Below are 22,907 nucleotides of genomic sequence, written 5' to 3' on the forward strand. Positions count from 1 at the left end.
AACGACCCGCGCCGTTAAGCGGGTGTTAACCCTCTATCGCCGGGCGCAAAGCGGCGTGCAGCTCAGCACGTCGGCGCTGGTGCTTCCGCGGTAAACCGTGACCAGTTTGCTGTTGCCGGTTGAAGCAACGGCGGTCGTTTTGCTGTCCGCGATGCTGCGCAACGCCAGCGACAAAGTCCCGCTCAGGCGTGCTTTTCCCAGAACCTCGACTTCATCCGGCGTCATTTCCAGCGTCGCCGTTTTTCCCAGCACCGCGTTTTGGCCCTCTTTTTCCTTGGGGGCCTGGTCGATGGCGAGAACCCGGACATTGGTCAGAACGGTCTGGGAGGAGATGATATCGGGCGGCTGCCCCGCGCCATCGATGCTCTGCTGCTTCTCGCGCTTCGACAGAATCACGTCGACGCGGTCGTTCGGCAGAATGAAGCCGCCTGCCCCGGTTTCGGCCGAGATTTCAGTCGAGACGGCCCGCATTCCCGTCGGCAGGATCGCCGCCATGAACCCTGAACCGTTCGCCTTGACCAACTTCTGCTCGCGAATCGGTTCTCCCGCGATGAACGGCATGCGGGCGATGGAGCCAACGATTTGGGTGATGGCCTCGGGCCGGTCCTTCTTGCGAATGAAGCTGCCGCTCGAAGACGACTCGGTCCAGGTCTGCCATTGCAGGTTTTCGGCGGCGACAGTCTGGCCAAGGCCGATGTCGTCCTTGGCCACGAGCACATCCACCGTCGGCAGTTGCGGTACTGCTGCGACCGGTGCGGGAGCTTCTTTGTCGATACCGCTTGCAAGGTATGCGGCAACACCACCAGCACTGATTGCGATGGCCAGAACGACAATTCGGGCGGTATTCATACGCTTTTACTCATACATGACGCAGCGACGCTTCCGGCGCTGAAGCGAGTCTGCCGGATATAGGTCAAAGCAAGGTTAAGGGAGCGCATCGAAGTCGCGTTAACAAACCCCGTTGTCCGGAACCGGACCGACACCTGACGCTTCGCGTTCCGAGTCTATTTCCGGAATGGATAGGCCAGTTGCCCGGCGATCTCGCGCGGGAAGGTCGACTGATCGTCGACACCGTAATTGTCCGGCAAACGGTCTTCGGGCATCCGGAAGGTTCCGAACAGGATGTCCCAGAGCGGAAAGGTGCCCGCGAAATTGGTATTGCCGCCCTCTTCCTGCGCGGTGTGATGCCAGCGGTGGAACACCGGGGTGGCAAGCACGTATTTGAACGGGCCGAGCGTCCAGTTCAGATTGGCGTGAACGAACGCCGAATGGAAAATGTTGAAAGGGCCAAGCCACAGCATCACGTTCGGCGAAATACCCGCCATCAGCAACGCGACGTCGATCCCGATGGTCCCGAGCAACAGGTTGACGGGGTGAAAGCGCGCCGCCGAAATCCAGTCCACATCCTCGGAGGAATGATGGATGGCGTGGTATTTCCAGAAGCCGCCGCCATGGAACATGCGGTGCAGCCAGTACATCATGAAATCAGCGAGCACCAGGAACAGTACCGCCTGCAGCCACAGCGGCAGCGTCGACAGCGGCCCATGGCCATTGTCATAGAAGGCGATCAGTTCGTCGGCATCATGAATTTGAAACACCAGGGCGGCGCCGAGCACCAATAGCCCGATCCGGAACACGCGGGCGAACAGCGGCACCAGGAACCAGTAGGCGAGATCGGTCACCAGCTCGCGCTTGCGCCACCACGGCCGGCCGGGATTGCAGGCCCAGAAATGCGCCAGCACCGAGAACACCAGCGCGAGCGCGATCGTCACCGGCACCACGATGGCCATCGTCTGGCCAAGCATCTCGACGATTTCCAGGCCCAGGAACATTGCCGCTTCTTAGCACCTTGCGCGATAAAGCGCCCCGCAGAACTCGATCTCTGCAAGGCTCACGGCACGCAGCGTGCAGCGATTGCGTTGGGCGGTCAATTCCGTCGTCGGGAGAACTTCCGGCAGGAATCTGCCGAGCCCCGCGCCAGATCTTTCCGGACGGATGTCCATCCCCGGATCAAGTCCGAGGGCATGCTTCGCTCCAACGCGCGCTAGTGGCGAAACGGATAGGCCAATTGCCCGCCGATTTCGGTCGGGACCGACTGATCGGCGTCGACGCCGTAATTGTCCGGCATCACGTTTTCCGGCATCCGGAACGTTCCGAACATAATATCCCAGAGCGGGAAGGTGCCGGCAAAATTGGTATTGCCGCCCTCTTCCTGCGAAGTGTGATGCCAGCGGTGGAACACCGGCGTCGCCAGCACATATTTGAACGGGCCGAGCGTCCAGTTCAGATTGGCGTGGACGAAGGCCGAGTGGAAGGTCGTGAACGGCCCGACCCAGAGCATGATGTTGGGCGAGATGCCCGCCATCAAAAGGATGACGTCCACCATGATCGTTCCGATGAACAGATTGACGGGGTGAAACCGCGCCGCGGAAATCCACTCGAGATCTTCCGATGAATGATGGATCGCGTGGTACTTCCAGAAGCCGCCGCTGTGAAACATCCGGTGCAGCCAATACAGCATGAAGTCGGAGGCAACCAGGAACAGCAACGCCTGCACCCAGAGCGGAAGCGCGGCCAGCGGCCCATGGCCATTGTCGTAGAATGCGATCAGGGCGTCGACATCATGAATGTTGAAGACGACACCGGCGCCGAGCACCAGCAGCCCGATGCGGAGCACACGGGCGAACACGGGAACGAAGAACCAGTAGCAGATGTCGGTGATGAGTTCGCGCTTGCGCCACCACGGCTTGCCGGGATTGCAGGCCCAGAAATGCGAGAGCACCGTGAACACCAGGGCGAGGCCGATCGTAACCGGCACCACCTTCGCCATCGTCTGGCCCATCATCTCGATGACTTCCAACGGCATACCCGACATGACGGCCTCGCTTGATGGGGAGATTTAGGGGGTATCACCCTCGCGCTTAAGGAGCGGTGAATCCGGCATTGTCCAGGCCCTGCGCGGCTGCGACAACAAGGCCCGCAATACTACGCGCATTTTATCAACTGGCTTAATTCCGCGTTTACTCTGAGTGAGAACAGCGAGTTCCCCCCGGTTTTGCGCAATCGAATTAACTGCGCCGCAATGGTCGGGTTTTAGGGTGGCGTCATGGTCACGGTGCTGAGAACGCCGGCGAGACCAAATGATAGTTCGACCAGCCACGTGTACACAGGAGTTATCTATTATGAAGAATCTCGTTTCGCGTTTCGTCAAGGATGAGTCCGGCGCGACTGCCATCGAATACGGCCTGATTGCCGCCGGTATTGCGATCGCGATCATCACCGCCGTTCAGGGCGTCGGCGGCAAGCTGTCGACCAACTTCGGCACGATCTCGACCTCGCTGAAATAAGCGATCGTCGCAATCTGCTTCAAAGGCCCCGGTCACCCGGGGCCTTTGTCGTTTGCGGGACTGGGGTCGTTTTCGAGACCCGGGGTTTTTGCGGGGGCCGTCTCGTGCAGGCCGTTTTCCGATTGTTCACTTCTCGTCGATAGGTTTGCCGGATGCTGGAACGTCTTCTTTCAGGTCTTCCGGGCCTTCGCGTTGGCAGCACGGGCTGTGTGAATCCATGATCCTCGATATTGCCCGCCTCATGCTGTTTCCGGCCCTGATGGCATTCGCGGCCGCGAGCGACCTTTTCACCATGACGATTTCGAACCGGATATCGCTGGCCCTGGTGGCCGGCTTTCTGGTTCTGGCGCCGCTGGGCGGAATGGGCCTGCACGATTTCCTGATGCATCTCGGCGCCGGCGCCACCGTCCTCGTCGTGGCCTTTGGCTGTTTCGCGATGGGCTGGGTCGGCGGCGGCGACGCCAAGGTCGCGGCCGGGGTGGCGCTCTGGTTCGGCTTCGAGCACCTGCTCAACTATCTGCTCTATGCCTCGCTGCTCGGCGGCGCCCTGACGCTGCTGCTGCTCTATGCCAGGCAATGGCCGCTCCCCCGGCCGCTCACGGGCCAGGCCTGGCTGCTCCGCCTCCACGACAAGCAGACCGGAATCCCCTACGGCATCGCGCTCGCGATCGGCGCGTTGATGGTCTATCCGGAGACCGAGTGGATCAAGTCGATCGACGTCACGCACCTCGCAATGCGTTGATCCTTCGAACGGTAACGCACCGTTAAGGCAATTTACTCACGCCTCATTAACCATGCTTTGACGAATAGCTGGTCAACTCCCATCACGGCGACGGAAGCGTCGCGGCGTAATGTGGAAAGTGAAGCGTATGAATACCGCTCGCATTGTCGTTTTGACCATCGCCATCGGCGCTGGCGGCATTGCCCCATATCCGGCCAGCGGATCCGCCGCGCCGGATCCGGTCGCGGAGCTGCAGACCACCGGTATTCTGGTCGCCAAGGGCGACATCGGCCTCGGCCAGTCGCTCAAGGCTGAGAATGCGCAATGGCAGACCTGGCCGGCCGCGACCGCCAGCGGCAGTTTCATCAGCAGGGCCAACAAGGCCGGAAACAAGACAGACGACCAGCCCAACCGGCGCGGCGACAGCATCAGCCTCGTCAGATACGGCGTGGCCAGCCAGCAGTCGGTGCAGACGTGACCGAAAGGACGCTCGTTATGAAGTGCAGGGGAAATCAGCCGATGCTGCGGACGTTTATCGTCCGTGCCCTGTCGTTTTCGGCGGTCGCAGCACTGACGCTCAATCCGGCCCTGACCCCGGTCAAGGCAAGCGACTATCGCGCCGCGGCGCCGGTCGCCATGGACGGGCAGATGAACGCGCGCGCGGTTTCGCTCGGGATCGGAAAGTCGATCGTGATCGACCTGCCGCGCGACATCAAGGACGTGCTGGTCGCCGATCCGAAGATCGCCAACGCCGTCGTCCGTTCCGCCCAGCGCGCCTACATCATCGGCGCGGCGGTGGGCCAGACCAACATCGTATTCTTCGATTCGGCGGGCCAGCAGATCGCGGCCTATGACATCGCGGTCACGCGCGACCTCAACGGCGTGCGTGCGGCGCTGAAGCAGACGCTGCCGAACTCGGACATCCGTATCGACGGCGTCGGCGACGGCGTGGTGCTGACCGGCACGGCGGCAAGCCCGATCGACGCGCAGCAGGCCTTCGATCTGGCCTCCCGCCTCGCCGGTGGCACGGACAAGGTCGTCAATTCGATCGCCGTCCGCGGCCGCGACCAGGTGATGCTGAAGGTGACGGTTGCCGAAGTCGCGCGCAACATCATCAAGCAGATGGGCATCGACCTCACGGCCAGCATGACCTACGGCACGGCGGTGGTGAACTTCAGCAACGCCAACCCGTTCACCGCCTATGGCCGTCCGCTGGTCCCAGGCAACGTCGCATCGGGAACGTTCGGCGGCGGCAACGTCCCGTCGGTGACGGCTACCCTTCGCGCCATGGAAAGCGCCGGCGTGGTGCGGACACTGGCCGAACCCAATTTGACCGCTATTTCCGGTGAGTCCGCCACCTTCATCGCCGGCGGCGAGTTTCCGGTTCCCGCAGGCTATTCCTGCGACCCGGTCACGCGCGTTTGTACGACCCAGATCCAGTTCAAGAAGTTCGGCATTTCGCTCAATTTCACGCCGGTCGTGCTGACCGAAGGCCGCATCAGCCTGCGCGTGATGACCGAAGTATCCGAACTGTCCAACGACAACTCGATCACGTTGACCCAGTCGCTCAGCTCCGCGGGCACCAACTCGCTGACCATTCCCTCGATCAAGACCCGCCGCGCGGAGACGACGCTGGAAATCCCGTCGGGCGGCGCGATGGCGATGGCCGGCCTGATCCAGGAGCAGACCAAGCAGGCCATCAATGGCTTCCCGGGTCTGGCGCAATTGCCGGTGCTCGGCACGCTGTTCCGCAGCCGCGACTTCGTCAACAGCCAGACCGAGCTGATGGTCCTGGTCACCCCCTACGTGGTTCGCGCGGTGGCGCAGAAGGATCTCTCGCGCCCCGATGACGGGTTCGCCAACGCTTCCGATCCGCAGACCGATCTGCTCGGCAGCATCAATCGCGTCTACGGCGTTCCGGGCCGCAGCAATGAGCCGGGACGGAAATATCGCGGCACCTACGGCTTTATTACGGACTGAGGCGGGACGATGACACGACAAAGCACATCCGCATTAACCGCCGACCGCAAGCGCGCTCTCCGACTCGCGGGAGCGCTGATCGGTCTTGCCGTGGTGCTGGGCGCCTGCAAGCACACCGACCCGGTGGCGACGGCAAGCGTGCCGGACGATTATCGCCTGCGCCATCCGATCGCGATTCAGGAAGCCGATCGCACGGTGATCGTATTCGTCGGCCGTGGCCGCGGCGGAATTTCCGCGAACCAGCGCTCCGATGTGATGGGAATGGCGCAGACCTGGCTCAAGGAGGGCACCGGCGGCATCACCATCGACATGCCCACCGATACGCCGAACGCGCGCGCTGCCAGCGAATCATTGCGCGAGATCCAGGCGACGTTCGCCGCTGCCGGCGTCCCGCCGCGCGCGGTCGCCATACGCCAGTACCGTCCCGAGGATCCGAGGCACATGGCGGCGATCCGGCTGACCTATCCGAAGATCTCGGCCACCGCCGGCCCCTGCGGCCTGTGGCCCGACGACCTCGGACCGTCCGTCAACAACAGGGGCTATTTCGAAAACAAGCCCTATTACAATCTCGGTTGCTCCAATCAGCGCAATCTTGCCGCGATGGTCGATAATCCGTCGGATCTCGTGCAGCCGCGTGAGGAGACACCCGCCTATACGCCGCGGCGCAACATCGCCTTCGACAAATATCGCAAGGGTACGTCAACCACGACCGTTTATCCCGAAGCCGACAAGGCCAAACTCAGCGATACAGGCAAATGATCAGCTACTCGCGCCAGACCCCCGAACAGCAGCCGGACGGCCCGCCGCCGTCGACGGAAGATCATATCGCGCCGGCGCCGCGGGTGTCCGTCCAGGCGTTCTGCGAGACGGTGGAAACCGCTGCCGCCGTGCAGTCGGCCGGCGAAGACCGCCGCCTCGGCAAGGCTCATTTGAAGATCCAGATGGGCGGCATGGCCGCGGCCATCGAGGCCTATCGCTCCGCGCCGACACCGAACGTGATCATCCTGGAAACCGAGGGCCGCAACGATATCCTGCTCGGCCTCGATCAGCTGGCCACCGTGTGCGACGCCGGAACGCGCGTGATCGTGATCGGCCGCATCAACGACGTCACGCTGTACCGCGAGCTGGTGCGCCGCGGCGTCAGCGACTATGTCATCGCCCCGGTCACCGCCATCGACGTCGTCCGCTCGGTATGCAACCTGTTCTCGGCGCCCGAAGCCAAGGCGGTCGGCCGCATCATTGCCGTGGTCGGCGCCAAGGGAGGCGTCGGCTCGTCCACCGTCGCGCATAACGTCGCTTGGGCGATCGCCCGCGATCTGGCGCTGGATTCGGTGGTCGCCGATCTCGACCTTGCCTTCGGCACCGCCGGCCTCGACTACAACCAGGACCCGCCGCAGGGCATCGCCGACGCGGTGTTCTCGCCCGACCGGGTCGATACCGCCTTCATCGACCGCCTGCTGTCGAAATGTACCGACCATCTCAGCCTGCTCGCGGCGCCGGCGACGCTCGACCGGGTCTATGATTTCGGCGCTGACGCTTTCGATGCGATCTTCGACACGCTTCGCACCACGATGCCCTGCATCGTGCTCGACGTCCCCCATCAGTGGTCGGGATGGACCAAGCGCGCGCTGATCGCAGCCGACGATATTCTGATCGTGGCGGCGCCCGATCTGGCCAATCTGCGCAACACCAAGAACATCTACGACCTCTTGAAGGCGTCGCGGCCGAACGACCGCGCGCCGCTCTACTGCCTCAACCAGGTCGGCATTCCGAAGCGCCCCGAGATCCCGGCCAGCGAGTTCGCCAAGGCCATCGAGAGCCAGCCGATCGCCACGATCCCGTTCGAGCCGCAGATGTTCGGCTCGGCCGCCAACAACGGCCAGATGATTGCGGAAATCTCCGCCAATCACCGGACCACCGAGATGTTCCTGCAGATTGCGCAGCGGTTGACAGGCCGCGGCGAGACCAAGAAGCCGAAGGGGTCGTTCCTGTCGCCCCTGATCGAGAAGTTGCGGGCCAAGAAGTAAGCCGTCCGCGTGGAGTACGATCGTGTTTGGTAAGCGTAGCGGAGACAACGACACGCGGGCGCCGAAGCCCGCCATTCACGCGCCGGAGCCCTCCGGCATGGCGGCCGTTTCGCGCGAAATAGCCGCGCCGACCGTCTCTTCACCGCCGATCGCGCCCTCAAAACCGCCGCCGGCGCCCGCCATGGAAGCGCGGCGCTCCGACAATTATTACCAGGTCAAGGCCACGATCTTCGGCGCCCTGATCGAAGCGATCGATCTTGCCCAGCTCGCCAAACTCGACGGCGAGTCGGCGCGCGAGGAAATCCGCGACATCGTCAACGAGATCATCGCGATCAAGAACATCGTGATGTCGATTGCCGAGCAGGAAGAACTGCTCGACGACATCTGCAACGACGTGCTGGGTTACGGTCCGCTGGAACCGCTATTGTCGCGCGACGACATCGCCGACATCATGGTCAATGGCGCCGGCACGGTGTTCATCGAAGTCGCCGGCAAGATCCAGAAGACCGGCATCCGGTTTCGCGACAACCAGCAGCTGCTCAACATCTGCCAGCGCATCGTCAGCCAGGTCGGCCGGCGCGTCGACGAATCCTCGCCGATCTGCGACGCGCGTCTCGCCGACGGCTCCCGCGTCAACGCCATTGTGCCGCCGCTGGCGATCGACGGGCCCGCGCTCACCATCCGCAAATTCAAAAAGGACAAGCTGACCCTCGAGCAGCTGGTCAAGTTCGGCGCGATCTCGCCGGAAGGCGCGGAAATCCTCCAGATCATCGGCCGCGTCCGCTGCAACGTGCTGATCTCCGGCGGCACCGGCTCCGGAAAGACCACGCTCCTGAACTGCCTGACCCAGTTCATCGAGCATGACGAGCGCGTCATCACCTGCGAAGACGCCGCCGAGCTCCAGCTGCAGCAACCGCACGTGGTGCGGCTCGAAACCCGGCCGCCCAACATCGAAGGCGAAGGCCAGGTCACGATGCGCGAACTGGTCCGCAACTGCCTGCGTATGCGGCCCGAACGCATCATCGTCGGCGAAGTCCGCGGACCCGAGGCGTTCGACCTGCTGCAGGCGATGAACACCGGCCATGACGGCTCGATGGGAACGCTGCACGCCAACAACCCGCGCGAAGCCATGTCGCGCTGCGAATCGATGATCACGATGGGTGGATTTTCGCTGCCGTCCCGCACCATTCGCGAGATGATCTGCGCCTCGATCGACGTCATCGTGCAGGCCGCGCGTCTGCGCGACGGTTCGCGGCGCATCACCCACATCACCGAAGTGATGGGCATGGAAGGCGATACCATCATCACCCAGGACCTGTTTGTGTATGACCTGATCGGCGAAGACGCCAACGGCAAGATCATCGGCAAGCATCGCTCGACCGGCATCGGACGCCCGCGGTTCTGGGAACGCGCACGATATTATGGCGAGGAGAAGCGTCTCGCGGCCGCGCTCGATGCCGCCGAAGTCACTGCTGAACCCGGAGCACGCTGATGTCCATGCAAGCGCTCGCGCTGGCCTTTCTCGCATTCACCGCGATCGGGGGCATCGCCTGGGTTTTCATCTATCCGATGCTGTCCGGCGAGAAGAAAGCGGAATCGCGCCGCGCCTCGATCGCGCGGTCCGAACCCGCGGCCGCGCGTCAGGCCGACAAGAGCCAGCGTTCACGCCGCGAACAGGTCGAGGGATCGCTGAAGGATCTCGAGTCGCGCCGGCTGAAGGAAAAATCCGTTCCCCTGAGCACCCGCATCACCCAGGCCGGACTTTCCTGGTCGACGCAGAAATTCTGGATCATCTCCGGCGTCCTGGCCGCGGTCGCCGGCTTCGCCGCGCTCAGCGCCGGCGGCGGAGTTTTGGGCGCCGTCGGCATGGCCTTCGGCGCCGGCTTCGGGCTGCCGCGCTGGCTGCTGGGCTATCTCAAGAAAAAGCGCGAAAAGGCATTTCTGAAAGCGCTGCCGGACGCCGTCGACGTCATCGTCCGCGGCATCAAGGCCGGACTGCCGCTGTTCGAATCGATCAAGGTGGTCGCGGCCGACTCGCCGGAGCCGCTGAGGAGCGAGTTCCTGGCCATCATCGAGACCCAGACCATCGGCATGCCGCTCGGCGAAGCCTGCGCGCGCCTTTATGAAAGGATGCCGGTGCCGGAAGCCAACTTCTTCGGCATCGTGATCGCGATTCAGCAGAAGTCGGGCGGCAACCTGTCGGAAGCGCTCGGCAACCTTTCGAAGGTGCTGCGCGACCGCAAGAAGATGGCGGAGAAAATTCAGGCGATGTCGATGGAAGCCAAGGCCTCCGCCGCCATCATCGGCTCTCTGCCGCCGGTCGTGATGGTGCTGGTCTGGATTACAACGCCCGACTACATCTCGCTGCTGTGGACCGACCGGCTCGGCCAATTCATGCTTGTGTGCTGCGTTGGCTGGATGACGATCGGCGTCCTCGTGATGAAGAAAATGATCAACTTCGACTTCTGACGGTGTAGCATGGTTGAGTTCCTCATAAACAAGATGCACGACGCCCGGTTCATGACCATGTTCCTGGCCGCCATTGCCGCGACCCTGACCGCCTACACGCTGGTCACGCCGCTGTTTGCCGGCGAAGGCCTCGCCAAGCGCATGAAGGCGGTCGCCAGCGAGCGCGAACGGATCCGGCAGCGCGAGCGCGACCGTCTTGCAAAGACGGAAAAGGTATCGCTGCGCCAGAGCCCGAAGCAGCTGGTTTCCAAGGTGGTGGAAGACTTCAACCTGACCAAATGGCTGGCGCAGGAAGCCGCGCGCGACAAGCTGATCATGGCCGGCTACCGCGGCCACGCACCCTACGTCACGTTCCTGTTCGCCCGCGCGGTGGCGCCGCTGGTATGTCTCATTGGCGCGGTCCTCTACGTCTTCGTGATCACGCACATGGACAAATCGATGCCGGTCAAGATCGGCATCTGCCTCGGCGCGGCCTATTTCGGGCTGCAGGCGCCGATGCTGTTCCTGCAGAATGCGATCACCAAGCGCCAGCTTTCCATCAAACGCGCGTTCCCCGACGCGCTCGACCTGCTCTTGATCTGTATCGAGTCCGGCATGTCGGTCGAAGTCGCCTTTCGCAAGGTCTCCGTCGAAATCGTCTCGCAATCGGTGGCGCTGTCGGAAGAATTCGCGCTGACCACGGCCGAACTGTCCTATCTGCAGGACCGCAAGGTGGCCTATGAGAACCTGGCGAAGCGTACCGGCCTCGACGGCGTCAAATCGGTCTGTCTGGCCTTGCAGCAGTCCGAACGCTACGGAACGCCGCTCGGCCAGAGCTTGCGCGTGATGGCACAGGAAAACCGCGACATGCGCATGACCGAGGCTGAGAAGAAGGCGGCCGCCTTGCCGCCGAAGCTGACCGTGCCGATGATCCTGTTCTTCCTGCCCTGCCTGTTCATCGTCATTCTCGGGCCGACCTACATCAAGCTGCAGACGACGCCGATCCTCTAAGGCATCATCGGTTCTGATTAAATCAGAGCCGATAGCTGCTTTGGCTTTGGTTTCTAGCGCAGATGGGCCTACGCAAGCGGCGTAAACTCGATTGCTGTGCGAACCGGTATGCTCCCGGATCAAGTCCGAGGACATGCTTCGCTCGGAAGCGTTCTAGATCGGGATTGGTCCGCCGGAAAAATGTGGATTGAGCGGTCCGGCCGATCGACCCACCGCGCAGCTGTCAGTCGGGCCGGTTGAGTGCGGCCACCGGAACCGTCTTGCCGCCGCGCGGATCCTTGCGGCTCAGCATTTCGCGCAGATAGGCCACGTTCGCCGCGGCTTCCTCGGACGGCAGATCGCCCTTGGCGATGGTCTCGGCCTCGGCGAAGCGGCCCTGCAGGCCGACCACCAGCGCCAGATTCTGCCGCACCCGCGCGTCCGCCCGCGGATTGCCATAGGCCCGCCGCAGCGTCGCCTCGGCGTCGGGCAGTTCGCGCGTCAGCATGTAGGAGAGGCCGAGATTGGACAGCACCGACGGTTCTTCCGGCGCGATCTTCAGCGCGCTGGCGTAATAGCGGCGGGCTTCCTCATGCTTGGCGAGCTTGTCGAGCACGGTGCCCTGCACCGAGAGGATGCGCCAATCGGGATTGTCGGGCGAATGGGCGCGGCTGAGAACGTCGAAGGCGGCCTGCGAATTGCCGTTGTCGGCAAGCGCGCGGCCATAGCCGGCGAGCAGCGCCTTGTTGCCGGGATGGGCGATGGTGGCCTGCTCGAGAACGGCGGCGGCCTGCGAACGCTGGCCTGTGGCACGCAGCGCCTGGCCATAGGCCAGGGCGGCGTTGGCATCCTTGGGATTGGCGCGATAGCGCTCGCCATAGACTTCGACGGCACGGCGCGGATCGTCGGGAATGGCAGGAGCGGCGGCGCTGCTGTTGGACTTCTGGGTCAGCGCGCCCGTCACATCGGACATGGTCTGGCAGCCGCCAAGGCCTGCGGCCAAAATCGCCGTCACGGCCGCGGAGGCGAGAAACCGGGCCACATTGGGCCGGACAAGGCTGGATGATGCACGCATGGCACTTCAACTCACGATTTCGGGTGGAGCCGAACACGCCAGCAATAGACTGTTAACCCTAACGGCTGGTTAATCGGCAGGTGGGAGCTGCGGCTCAGCGCTGCGGCACCGACGGGGTTTTGACCCACAATTTTGTGGCTTCACCATTGAAGTCACACGAATATCCTGCAAGCTCGGCAGCTGACCGAGCCCGCTCCATTCCGCGAGACAAGCATGCAATCCCCGTTCGAGACCGCGCCCGCCGCCTCCAGCATTCCGATTTATTTTGCCACCAAGGCGACATGGGCCACGGTCAGCAAGGAGCTTCCTCCGCACGCCCAGCAATTTGCTCTGGCCAACGATTTTTCCGCCAAGCCCGGCAAGTGCCTGACGCTCCCCTCGCCCGACGGACAGATTGCGCAGGTCATTTTCGGCCTCGAAGAGGAGGCAAGCAAATCCCGTGACCTGTTCCGGCCCGGCGCGCTGCCGGGGCTGCTGCCGCCGGGAATCTATCGCTTCGCCAATGCGCCGCACGACACGCGCCTCGCGACGCTCGCTTTCGCGCTCGGAAGCTATCGCTTCGGCCGCTATCGCAAGGCTGATAGCCCCGATGTGCGGCTGGTGCCGCCCGATGGCGTCGACATATCGGACATCGCACGGATGGCGGAAGCAGCCGCGCTGGCGCGCGACCTCATCAATACGCCATCGAACGACATGGGTCCGGAAGAGCTGGCGGCCGCCGCCGGGCAACTCGCGGATCGTTTCGGCGCCAGCTTCAAAGCCATCGTCGGCGACGAATTGATCCAACAGAATTTCCCGCTGATCCACGCCGTCGGCATGGCCTCGACGCGCGCACCGCGGCTGATCGATATGAGCTGGGGCGACGCTTCGCATCCCAAGGTGACGCTGGTCGGCAAGGGCGTGTGCTTCGACACCGGCGGGCTCGACCTGAAACCCTCCAGCGGCATGCTGATCATGAAGAAGGACATGGGCGGTGCGGCCAACGTGCTGGCGCTGGCCCAGATGGTGATGGACGCCAAACTGAAAGTCCGCCTTCGGGTGCTGATCCCCGCGGTCGAGAACGCGGTGGCCGGCAACGCCTTCCGCCCGCTCGACATCTTCAAGTCGCGCAAGGGGCCAACGGTAGAGATCGGCAACACCGACGCCGAGGGCCGGCTGGTGCTGGCCGATGCGCTGGCGTTTGCCTGCGAAGAGAAGCCGGACCTGCTGGTCGATCTGGGAACCCTGACCGGTGCGGCGCGTGTTGCATTGGGGCCGGATTTACCGCCCTTTTACACCAATGATGAGACGCTGGCGCAGGACGTTGCGCGTTTCGCGGTGGAAGAGCGGGATCCGCTGTGGCGCATGCCACTGTGGCCGGCTTATGACTCATGGCTGGATTCGAAAGTCGCCGATATCAACAACGCGCCGTCCGGCGGTTTTGCCGGTTCGATCACATGCGCGCTGTTCCTGCAGCGCTTCGTCTCCGACGTCAAAAGCTGGCTGCATGTCGATATCTACGGCTGGACCCCGTCGGCGAAACCCGCGCGCCCCGAGGGCGGCGAATGCCAGGCCGCGCGCGCGATCTACAAACTGTTGAGCGAACGCTATGGATGATCCACGCCTGACGCCTGCACGCCCTGATCTCGCCGCCAAATATCTCGAAGGCAAGGTCAAGGCAGCGCGTTTCGTGACGGGCGAAGAATACTGTGTGATCGATGCGATCGCGCCGCTGCGCGAGGCGCCGGCCGCCGATGCCCCATTGCTGACGCAGGCGCTGAAAGGCGAACGCGTCAGGATCTACGACCGCAATGGCGAAGGCTTTGCCTGGGGCCAATTGAACAGCGACGGTTATGTCGGCTGGATTCCCGATGCCGCGCTCGGCAAACCATCTGCTGCACCGACCCACAAGGTCACGGCCTTGCGGACCTTTGCGTTTCCGGCCGCGTCGATCAAGCTGCCGCCGGTGGAGACGCTGTCGCTGGGCGCGCTGCTCAACGTGGCGCGCGAAGACGGCGCGTTCGCCGTGACGCGTGAAGGCTGGCACCTGCCGCGCCGCCATGTCGGCGGTCTGGAGGCGATGGAGAAGGATTTCGTTGCGGTCGCAGAAAAATTCGTCGGCACGCCCTATCTGTGGGGAGGCAAGAGCAGCCTCGGCATCGATTGCTCCGGCCTCGTACAGATCTCGCTGACAGCCGCCGGCACCGGCTGCCCGCGCGACAGCGACATGCAGCAGGACGGCCTCGGCCGCGCCTTGAATGCTTCGGAGACCAAAAAGCTGCAACGCGGCGATCTGATCTTCTGGAAGGGCCATGTCGCGATCGTGCGCGACGCCGACACCATCGTCCACGCCAATGCACATCACATGGCCACGGTGGTTGAAAATACGACCGAGGCCATCGCCCGCATCAAGGCGGCAGGCAGCGAAGTGATGGCGATCAAGCGGCTTTAGTTCTTTGACGCGTTTTCTTTACGCGAACCCTTCGCTCGAAAACGCTATCTAGACCTCCACCGTCCCGTCCGGCACGGCTTCGATCCGGAACGCGGCGGCGAACAGCGCGCGGGTGTAGTCGCTCTGCGGATTCTTGAACAGCTCGGCGGCCGGCCCCTCCTCCACCACCTTGCCGTGGCGCATCACGATCAGATGGCTCGCAAGCGACGCGACCACGCGCAGATCATGCGAGATGAACATGTAGGTGAGGTCGCGCTTGCGCTGCAGCTCACGCAAGAGATCCACCATCTGGGCCTGGAACAGCATGTCGAGCGCGCTGGTCGGCTCGTCCAGCACGACGAAATCCGGCTCCAGCACCACCGCGCGCGCGATGGAAATGCGCTGGCGCTGGCCTCCGGAGAATTCATGCGGGTAGCGGAACCGGGTCTTGGGGTCGAGGCCGACCTCCCTGAGGGCCTTGATGACGCGCGCCTTGCGCTCCTCATATGTCAGCTTGGGCTGATGTACGGTGAGGCCCTCGGCGACGATATCGCCGACCGACATGCGCGGTGAGAGCGCGCCGAACGGATCCTGAAACACGATCTGCATGTCGCGGCGGAACGGCAGCAACGCCTTGAAACGCAGGCCCTGGATGTTGTTGCCGAGGAACACGATCGGCCCGTCCGACGAGATCAGCCGCAGCAGCGCGAGGCCGAGCGTGGTCTTGCCGGAACCGGACTCGCCGACAACGCCGAGCGTCTCGCCCTTGCGCACCGCGAGGCTGACGCCATCCACCGCCTTGATGTGGTCGACCGTCCGGCGCAGCAGGCCGCGCTTGACCGGAAACCAGACCTTCAAATTATCCGCCGACATCACCACCGGAGAATCGGGCCGCGGCGGCGCCGGGTCCGGCTTTGGTTCGGCCGCGAGCAAGTCTCGTGTGTATGAATGCTTCGGCGCCGTAAAAACCTGTTCCACCGGCCCCTGCTCGACAATCTTGCCGCCATTCATGACGCAGACGACGTCGGCGATGCGGCGGACGATGCCGAGATCATGGGTGATGAACAGCATGCTCATGCCGAGCCGGGTGCGAATTTCAGCCAGCAGCGCCAGGATCTGGGCCTGCACCGTGACATCCAGCGCCGTGGTCGGCTCGTCCGCGATCAACAGGTCCGGCTCGTTGGCGAGCGCCATCGCTATCATGACGCGCTGGCGCTGGCCGCCGGACAATTGGTGCGGATAGCTTTGCAGCCGCCGCTCCGGATCGGGAATGCCGACCTGGGTCAGGAGTTCGAGCGTGCGCGCCCGCGCCATCGTGCCGCGGACGCCGTTGTGGAGAAACAGTATCTCGCCGATCTGCGCCTCGATCGTATGGAGCGGATTGAGCGAGGTCATCGGCTCCTGGAAGATGATCGAGATGTCGTTGCCGCGGATTCCGCGCATCTCGTTCTCGGGCGCCGTCAACAGATCCTGGCCGCGGAAGCGAATGCTGCCGGAAGGATGCGAGGCGCTCGGATAAGGCAGCAGCCTCAGGATCGACAACGCACTGACGGATTTTCCGGAGCCGGATTCGCCGACCAGGGCCACGCACTCGCCGCGCCGAATCGAAAACGAGACATGATCCACCGCAAGGCTGTCGCCGAACGCCACCGAGAGATCGCGGACATCGAGCAGAGGCTGGTTGATGGCGTCCATGCTGCCCTTACCTGAACGTCTTGCGCGGATCGAAGGCGTCGCGGGCGGCTTCGCCGATGAAGATCAGGAGCGACAGCATGATCGCGACCGAGAAGAAACCGGTGAGGCCGAGCCAGGGCGCCTGCACGTTGGCCTTTGCCTGCGCCAGCAATTCGCCCAGCGACGGCGAGCCCGGCGGCAGGCCGAAACCGAGAAAATCCAGCGCCGTCAGCGTCATCACCGACGACGACACGATGAACGGCAGGAACGTCATGGTCGCCACCATCGCATTCGGCAGCAGATGGCGGAACATGATCCTGGCATTGGAGACGCCGAGCGCCCGCGCCGCCTGGATGTATTCGAAATTGCGGCCGCGCAAGAACTCGGCGCGCACCAGACCCACCAGCGACACCCAGGAGAACAGCAGCAGAATCCCGAGCAGGATGAAGAAACCCGGCGGCAGCACCGCCGAAATGATCAGAAGCAGATAGAGCGAGGGAATCGCGTTCCATATCTCGATGAAGCGCTGAAACAGCAAATCGGTCATACCGCCGAAATAGCCCTGCACGCCGCCAGCGGCGATGCCGATGATAGAGGAGAAGATCGTCAAGGTCAGGCCGAACAGCACCGAGATGCGAAAGCCGTAGATCAGGCGCGCGACCACGTCGCGGCCCTGGTCGTCGGTGCCAAGCCAGTTGTATTCGAGGTCGCGGCAGCCGCTCAGACCCTTCTTCGTCACCACTTCCTTGCACTGGGCTTCAGTGAGCATCCAGGTCGGCTTCGACGGCGCCGGCGTCGGCAGATCGAGGTTATGCGTGCTGTAGGAATAGCGGATCAGCGGCCAGACGATGGTGCCGCCCTTGTCGGCGATCTGCTTCTGCAAGTACGGATCGCGGTAGTCGGCGGCGGTCTCGAAGTCACCGCCGAAAGTGGTCTCCGAATAGCTGAAGAAGGCGGGCCAGTAGAGATGGCCTTCGTACTTGATCAGGAACGGGCGATCGTTGGCGATCAGCTCCGCAAACAGCGAGACCACGAACAGGACCATGAAGATCCAGAACGACCAGTAACCCCTGCGGTTGGCCTTGAAGTTCTGCCAGCGGCGGCGGTTGAGCGGCGACGGCGTGAAGGCATGGCGCGTCATCGGCACGGCCTCGCCGAGCGGCGATTGCGTCGTGGTCTCGACCGGCTGGGGCGCGGTGATGGTCATCAGACTTCACGCGCCTCGAAGTCGATCCGTGGATCGACCCACATATAGGCGAGGTCGGAGATCAGATTGACCACGAGACCGACCAGCGAAAAAATGAACAGCGTGCCGAACACCACGGGATAGTCGCGGTTCAGCACGCTTTCGAAGCCGAGCAGGCCGAGCCCGTCGAGCGAAAAGATGGTCTCGATCAAGAGCGAGCCGGAGAAGAAGGCGTGAATGAACGCGCTCGGGAAGCCTGCGATCACGATCAGCATGGCGTTACGGAAGATGTGGTTGTACAGCACCTGCCGTTCGCCGCAGCCCTTGGCGCGCGCCGTCATCACATATTGCTTGCGGATCTCGTCGAGGAACGAGTTCTTGGTCAGCAGCGTCATGGTGGCGAAGGCGCCGAGCGCCATCGCGATCAGCGGCAGCGTGATGTGCCAAAAATAATCGATGATCTTCCAGTACCAGGGGAACTGCGCCCAGCCGTCCGAGGTCAGCCCGCGCAGCGGGAAGATGTTGAAGAACGAGCCGCCGGCAAACAGGATGATAAGCAGGATCGCGAACAGGAAGCCGGGAATCGCGAATCCGACGATGATGATCGCCGAGGTCCAGGTGTCGAACCGGGATCCGTCCTGCACGGCCTTGCGGATACCGAGCGGGATCGAGATCAGATAGGTGAGCAGCGTCATCCAGATCCCGAGCGACATCGAGACCGGCAGTTTCTCCTTGATCAGCTGGATCACGCTGACGTCTCGGAAATAGCTCTTGCCGAAATCGAAGCGCGCGAAATTCCATACCATCAGCGCAAAGCGCTCATACGCCGGCTTGTCGAAGCCGAACTGAACTTCCAGCTTCTTGATGAATTCCGGATCGAGCCCCTGCGCGCCGCGGTATTTCGAGCTGACGGCATCCGCCGACGCGCCGACCTGGCCGCGCGGGCCCATATCGCCGCCGCCGCCCGATATTCTGGAAGTGCCGCCGGTGTCGGCGCCGGAGAGCTGCGCGAGTACGCGCTCGACCGGACCGCCGGGGGCGAACTGCACGACGATGAACGACACGAACAGGATGCCGAGCAGCGTCGGGAGCATCAGAAAAATACGGCGGGCGATGTAAGCGGCCATGGATTATTTCGCCTGCTCGAGTTTCGCAGCCTTGTTCGGATCGTACCACCAGTTCTCGGGCGCTCCGGTGCCTTGCGTGTAGCGTGCCGGCTTGGGCGGATGGGCAAATTGATCCCAGTAGGCGATCGGGTGATTGGTGCGAAACCACTGCGGCACCCAATAACGGCCGGCCCGAAACACCCGATCGAGCGCACGGCACGCGATCGTCAGATCCGCACGCGTTTCGGCGCCGATGGCCTTGTCGACCAGCGCGTCAATTGCAGGATTAGCTACACCAGCCAGATTGTACGAGCCCTTGGTGGCCGCCGCATGCGATGTGAAGTAAGGCCGCAGGCTGTCGCCCGGCGTCGGCGACATGCTGAGGCGCATCGTCGTCATGTCGAAGTCGAACGACTCCACCCGCGCGCGATACTGCACGGCATCGATCAGCCGGATTTCCGCCTCGATCCCGAGCAGTTCCAGGTTCTTGATGAAGGTCGCGTGATGCGGCTTGAACGAGGGCTCGTCGAGCAGAAACTCGATCTTGAAGACCTCGCCGTTCGGCAGCAGGCGCTTACGGTCCTTCACGACAAGTCCCGCGTCCAGCAGCAACTGCCCGGCCTTGCGCAGCAAGGTGCGGTCCTGGCCGGAGCCATCCGACACCGGCGGCACGAACGGCTCACCAAACACCTCGTCGGGCACCTGCCCGCGGAACGGCTCGAGCAGCTTCAGCTCTTCAGGCGACGGCAGCCCGGTCGCCACCATGTCCGAATTCTGGAACGGCGAAGCCGTGCGCGCATAGGCGCCGTACATCACGGTCTTGTTGGTCCATTCGAAATCGAACGCGTTGATGACCGCTTCGCGTACCCTGGGGTCTTTCAGCTTGTCGCGGCGGGTGTTGAAGAACCAGCCCTGTCCACCCGAGGGCAACTCATCCGGCAGGGTTTCACGCTTGACCCGGCCGTCCTTGACCGCGGGAAAATCGTAACGGGTGGCCCAGATGCGCGCCGTGAATTCCTCGCGGTAGAGATAATTCTTGCCGGTAAAGCCTTCGAACGCGACGTCGCGGTCGCGATAGAATTCATAGCGCACGGTGTCGAAATTGTAGCTGCCGCGATTGACGGGCAAATCGGCCGCCCACCAGTCCTTGACGCGATCGTATTCGACGAAGCGGTTGATCTCGTATTTGCCGACCTTGTACGGTCCCGAGCCGAGCGGGATTTCGGTGGTCGATTCCTCGAATGGCCGCGTCGCGTAATAGGCCTTGGAGAAGATCGGCAGACCAGCGACATAAAGCGGGACGTCGCGCGCGCGGTTTGGTGCGAACATCACCGCCACCGTCGCATCGTCGAGCGCCTCGGCCTTCACCATGTCGCGCAGCTGGACCACGATCAGCGGGTGGCCTTTTTCCTTCAGCGTGTTGAGCGAGAAGGCGACGTCATGCGCGGTCATCTTCGAGCCATCGCGGAAGCGAGCCTCGGGACGCATGGTGAAGCGGTAGGTGAGCTTGTCGGGCGAGATCCGCACCGACTTCGCCGCAAGGCCATACATCGCGTCGGGCTCGTCATTGGCGCGCGCCATCAGCGTATCAAATGTCAGCTCCATGCCCTTGGCGCCTTCGCCCTTGAGGACGAAGGCGTTGAACGAATTGAACGTCTGGAAGGACTGGTTGTAGGCGCGGATCGACGGAATCGTTGAAAACAAGCCGCCCTTCGGCGCATCCGGATTGACGTAGTCGAAATGCTTGAAGTCAGCCGGATATTTCAGGTCACCGAAGACCGACATGCCGTGCATTTCGGTGCCGCCATTGTCGGCGGCAGCGGGACGAAACATGCCGGCACTCAGGGCGCCGGCGCCGAGGCCAAGCACGTGCCGGCGATTGAGGTGCGCCATCCAAGGTTCCTTGCACTTTTCCTTCAACTGCGCTTTCCGATCTTGGCTGCCTTTTCGGCGTCATACCACCACACGTCCGGGAAAGCGGAAACGCCGTATTTGGGCAACGGGTCGGGACGGCTGAAGCGATCCCAGCGCGCATAGCGCTGGAAGCCGTAGTTGAATTGCGTCACGCAATAGAAATTCCAGAGCAGCACCCGGTCCATCGCCTTGCAGGCCGCGATCTGTTCCTTGCGGTCCTTGGCAAAGATGATGCGCTCGATCAGCGCGTCCACCGCGGGGTTCTTGATCCCGCCCATATTGCGCGAGCCGGGCTTGTCGGCTGCTTGCGAGCCAAACCATTCGCGCTGCTCGTTGCCGGGCGACAGCGATTGCGGCCAGACCACGGTCGTCATGTCGAAGTCGAAATCCCGGGTGCGGTTCTGGAACTGCACATCGTCGACCCGGCGAATGTTCACGGTGACGCCGAGCCGCTCCAGCGACGGCTTGTAGAACAGCGCTATTCGCTCATTGCCTTCGTCGGGAGATAGAATCTCGACGGTGACAGGCTGTCCGGCAGGATCGACCAGCTTGCGGTCGCGGACCTCGAAGCCGGCCTCCTTCAACCACCGCGTCGCCTCGCGCAAATTGTTGCGCACATTTTCGGGGCTGCCGTTGACGGGATCCTTGTAGGGCGTCGTGAAAACCTCGGCAGGCACCTTGTCGCGCAGCGGCTCCAGCATTTGCAGTTCGAGGCCCTCGGGAAGTCCGGTGGCCATGAAATCGGGGATGCCATCGAAATAGCTGCTGTCGCGATGATATTCGCCGGTCGACAGCACCCGGTTCATCTCCTCGAAATCGAACGCAGCGTTGAAGGCGCGGCGCAACCGGACATCCTTGAACAGCGGCCGGCGCAGGTTGAAGGCCCAGCCCTGCATCCGTCCCGAACTCAGCACCGGGAATTTCTCCTTGATCACCCGCTTGTCGTGCACCGCCGGGAAATCGTACGCCACCGACCATTCCTTGGCGCTGCGCTCGGCGTACCAGTCGAACTGGTCGGCCCGAAAAGCCTGGCGGCCGACGACGTCGTCGCGGAAGAATTCGTAGCGGAGTTCATCGAAATTGTGCTGGCCGACGCTCGACGGCAGGTCCTTGCCCCAGTGCTCCTTGACGCGCTCCAGCACCAGCGTCCGCCCGGCGACGAAATCCTTGATGCGGTATGGACCCGACCCCAGCGGCGGCTCCAGCGTCGTCGCCGTCACGTCGCGCTTGCGGCCCTGCGCGTCGGTGCCTTCCCACCAATGCTTCGGCAGCACGTTGAGCTGGCCGGTGATGAGCGGAAGCTCGCGGTTGCCAGGGCTGTCGAAGGTGAACTTGACGTCGTGGTCGCCGACCTTCTCGGCCTTGACAATATGCTGGTAGTAGAAGCTCGCCCGTGGACTGTTCTTCTTGAACACATCGAACGAAAAGATCACGTCTTCCGGGGTTATCGGCTTGCCGTCATGCCACCGCGCGATCGGACGCAGGCGATAGATCACGTAGGAAAAATCGTCGGGATACGTGACGAGTTCCGCCACCGTACCGTAATAGCTGTCCGGCTCGTCCGAGGCCGAGTCCATCAGCGATTCATAGATGCGCGAGACGCCGGCGGGGAACGACCCCTTCACCCCGGCAACCACAATGTTGAAGCTGTCATAGGTGCCGAGCTCGAACAGGCGCGCGACGCCACCCTTCGGCGCATCCGGATTGACGTAGTCGAAGCGCTTGAAGCCGGCGGGGTATTTGATGTCGCCAAAGGTGGAGACGCCGTGGCGCCATTTCAGTCCGTCCGGCGCGGATTGCGCATGCGCGGTCCCAATCGCGGAAAGACCTGTGTTGAGCCCCAGCGCCGGAGCCATCGCGGCGACCGCGCCGCCTTGCAGGAGATGTCGTCGGGTGATCGCCAATGCGGAATTCCTGTGCTGCGGGCCGAGGGCATGATCCTAATCGGAAAACCGGCGCCCGCTTTTCCGGATCATGCTCCAGTGAGGACCCAATATAAGGCAAGGGTTCGACAAATTACGTTGCTTTT

At 63.0% G+C, this 22,907-nt stretch carries 19 protein-coding genes and 1 pseudogene; 11 read left to right on the forward strand and 9 right to left on the reverse strand.

Translation table 11 applies throughout. The annotated features are described in order from the left end of the window. Window positions 1–33: 33 nt before the first annotated feature. The 3 genes from cpaB to JQ641_RS31410 all read right to left on the reverse strand — a co-directional run bounded on the left by cpaB (window position 34) and on the right by JQ641_RS31410 (window position 2,875). Entirely contained in the window at window positions 34–849 is an 816-nt protein-coding gene (gene cpaB, locus JQ641_RS31400; RefSeq protein WP_211999777.1) for a Flp pilus assembly protein CpaB, read from the reverse strand. A gap of 155 nt (window positions 850–1,004) precedes the next feature. Next, on the reverse strand, window positions 1,005–1,832 hold the full coding sequence (locus JQ641_RS31405; protein ID WP_211999778.1) for a sterol desaturase family protein: 828 nt from the start codon (window positions 1,830–1,832) through the stop codon (window positions 1,005–1,007). Window positions 1,833–2,044: 212 nt separating this feature from the next. Further along, complete coding sequence (locus JQ641_RS31410; RefSeq protein WP_211999780.1) at window positions 2,045–2,875, reverse strand: sterol desaturase family protein; 831 nt, start codon at window positions 2,873–2,875, stop codon at window positions 2,045–2,047. Window positions 2,876–3,182: 307 nt separating this feature from the next. Here JQ641_RS31410 and JQ641_RS31415 point away from each other — a divergent pair, with 307 nt between their 5' ends. The 9 genes and pseudogenes from JQ641_RS31415 (at window position 3,183) to JQ641_RS31455 (ending at window position 11,534) form a co-directional block, all read left to right on the forward strand. Next, window positions 3,183–3,347, forward strand: coding sequence for a Flp family type IVb pilin (locus JQ641_RS31415; protein WP_192737154.1), 165 nt, complete (start codon window positions 3,183–3,185; stop codon window positions 3,345–3,347). A 217-nt stretch (window positions 3,348–3,564) separates the two neighbouring features. After that, the gene (locus tag JQ641_RS31420) at window positions 3,565–4,089 is read left to right on the forward strand and encodes an A24 family peptidase (RefSeq protein WP_211999783.1); all 525 of its coding nucleotides are present in this window, start codon (window positions 3,565–3,567) and stop codon (window positions 4,087–4,089) included. 127 nt (window positions 4,090–4,216) lie between these two features. Next, a pseudogene (locus JQ641_RS31425) lies at window positions 4,217–4,441 on the forward strand (Flp pilus assembly protein CpaB); the annotation flags it as partial. Window positions 4,442–4,563: 122 nt separating this feature from the next. Next, window positions 4,564–6,048 carry a type II and III secretion system protein family protein gene (locus JQ641_RS31430; RefSeq protein WP_192737152.1) on the forward strand — a complete coding sequence of 495 codons (1,485 nt, stop codon included), beginning with the start codon at window positions 4,564–4,566 and terminating at the stop codon, window positions 6,046–6,048. Between the two features lie 9 nt (window positions 6,049–6,057). Further along, window positions 6,058–6,807 (forward strand): CpaD family pilus assembly protein, encoded by a 750-nt coding sequence (locus JQ641_RS31435; RefSeq protein ID WP_211999785.1) that lies wholly within the window; start codon window positions 6,058–6,060, stop codon window positions 6,805–6,807. Then, a complete protein-coding gene (locus JQ641_RS31440) occupies window positions 6,804–8,075 on the forward strand; it encodes a CpaE/TadZ family protein (protein WP_211999788.1) in 1,272 nt (423 codons plus the stop codon). Before JQ641_RS31435 ends, JQ641_RS31440 begins: the two co-directional genes overlap by 4 nt. 22 nt (window positions 8,076–8,097) lie before the next feature. Continuing rightward, window positions 8,098–9,567 carry a TadA family conjugal transfer-associated ATPase gene (locus JQ641_RS31445; protein ID WP_211999790.1) on the forward strand — a complete coding sequence of 490 codons (1,470 nt, stop codon included), beginning with the start codon at window positions 8,098–8,100 and terminating at the stop codon, window positions 9,565–9,567. Beyond that, window positions 9,567–10,544 carry a type II secretion system F family protein gene (locus JQ641_RS31450; protein WP_211999793.1) on the forward strand — a complete coding sequence of 326 codons (978 nt, stop codon included), beginning with the start codon at window positions 9,567–9,569 and terminating at the stop codon, window positions 10,542–10,544. The genes JQ641_RS31445 and JQ641_RS31450 overlap by 1 nt, the downstream gene beginning before the upstream one ends. A 9-nt stretch (window positions 10,545–10,553) precedes the next feature. Then, complete coding sequence (locus tag JQ641_RS31455; RefSeq protein ID WP_211999794.1) at window positions 10,554–11,534, forward strand: type II secretion system F family protein; 981 nt, start codon at window positions 10,554–10,556, stop codon at window positions 11,532–11,534. 223 nt (window positions 11,535–11,757) lie between these two features. On the opposite strand, the gene JQ641_RS31460 is transcribed toward JQ641_RS31455, so the two are convergent. Then, on the reverse strand, window positions 11,758–12,588 hold the full coding sequence (locus tag JQ641_RS31460) for a tetratricopeptide repeat protein (protein ID WP_211999795.1): 831 nt from the start codon (window positions 12,586–12,588) through the stop codon (window positions 11,758–11,760). Between the two features lie 213 nt (window positions 12,589–12,801). Between JQ641_RS31460 and JQ641_RS31465 the strand changes: the two genes are divergently transcribed. Beyond that, window positions 12,802–14,184, forward strand: coding sequence for a leucyl aminopeptidase family protein (locus tag JQ641_RS31465; protein WP_211999796.1), 1,383 nt, complete (start codon window positions 12,802–12,804; stop codon window positions 14,182–14,184). Next, a complete protein-coding gene (locus JQ641_RS31470; RefSeq protein ID WP_211999797.1) occupies window positions 14,177–15,019 on the forward strand; it encodes a C40 family peptidase in 843 nt (280 codons plus the stop codon). The genes JQ641_RS31465 and JQ641_RS31470 overlap by 8 nt, the downstream gene beginning before the upstream one ends. A 48-nt stretch (window positions 15,020–15,067) precedes the next feature. On the opposite strand, the gene JQ641_RS31475 is transcribed toward JQ641_RS31470, so the two are convergent. Genes JQ641_RS31475 through JQ641_RS31495 form a run of 5 tightly spaced genes read right to left on the reverse strand, consistent with a single transcriptional unit; the run spans window position 15,068 to window position 22,782 of the window. Continuing rightward, complete coding sequence (locus JQ641_RS31475; protein WP_211999800.1) at window positions 15,068–16,693, reverse strand: ABC transporter ATP-binding protein; 1,626 nt, start codon at window positions 16,691–16,693, stop codon at window positions 15,068–15,070. Window positions 16,694–16,700: 7 nt separating this feature from the next. Then, on the reverse strand, window positions 16,701–17,879 hold the full coding sequence (locus JQ641_RS31480; protein WP_211999809.1) for an ABC transporter permease: 1,179 nt from the start codon (window positions 17,877–17,879) through the stop codon (window positions 16,701–16,703). Then, complete coding sequence (locus tag JQ641_RS31485) at window positions 17,879–18,985, reverse strand: microcin C ABC transporter permease YejB (protein WP_192737135.1); 1,107 nt, start codon at window positions 18,983–18,985, stop codon at window positions 17,879–17,881. The genes JQ641_RS31480 and JQ641_RS31485 overlap by 1 nt, the downstream gene beginning before the upstream one ends. Window positions 18,986–18,988: 3 nt before the next feature. Further along, entirely contained in the window at window positions 18,989–20,857 is a 1,869-nt protein-coding gene (locus JQ641_RS31490; RefSeq protein ID WP_211999810.1) for an extracellular solute-binding protein, read from the reverse strand. Window positions 20,858–20,880: 23 nt separating this feature from the next. After that, window positions 20,881–22,782, reverse strand: a complete 1,902-nt coding sequence (locus JQ641_RS31495) for an extracellular solute-binding protein (protein ID WP_249150875.1) — start codon at window positions 22,780–22,782, stop codon at window positions 20,881–20,883. Window positions 22,783–22,907 lie beyond the last annotated feature (125 nt).

Source organism: Bradyrhizobium sp. JYMT SZCCT0180 (assembly GCF_018130165.1).
Lineage (GTDB): Bacteria > Pseudomonadota > Alphaproteobacteria > Rhizobiales > Xanthobacteraceae > Bradyrhizobium.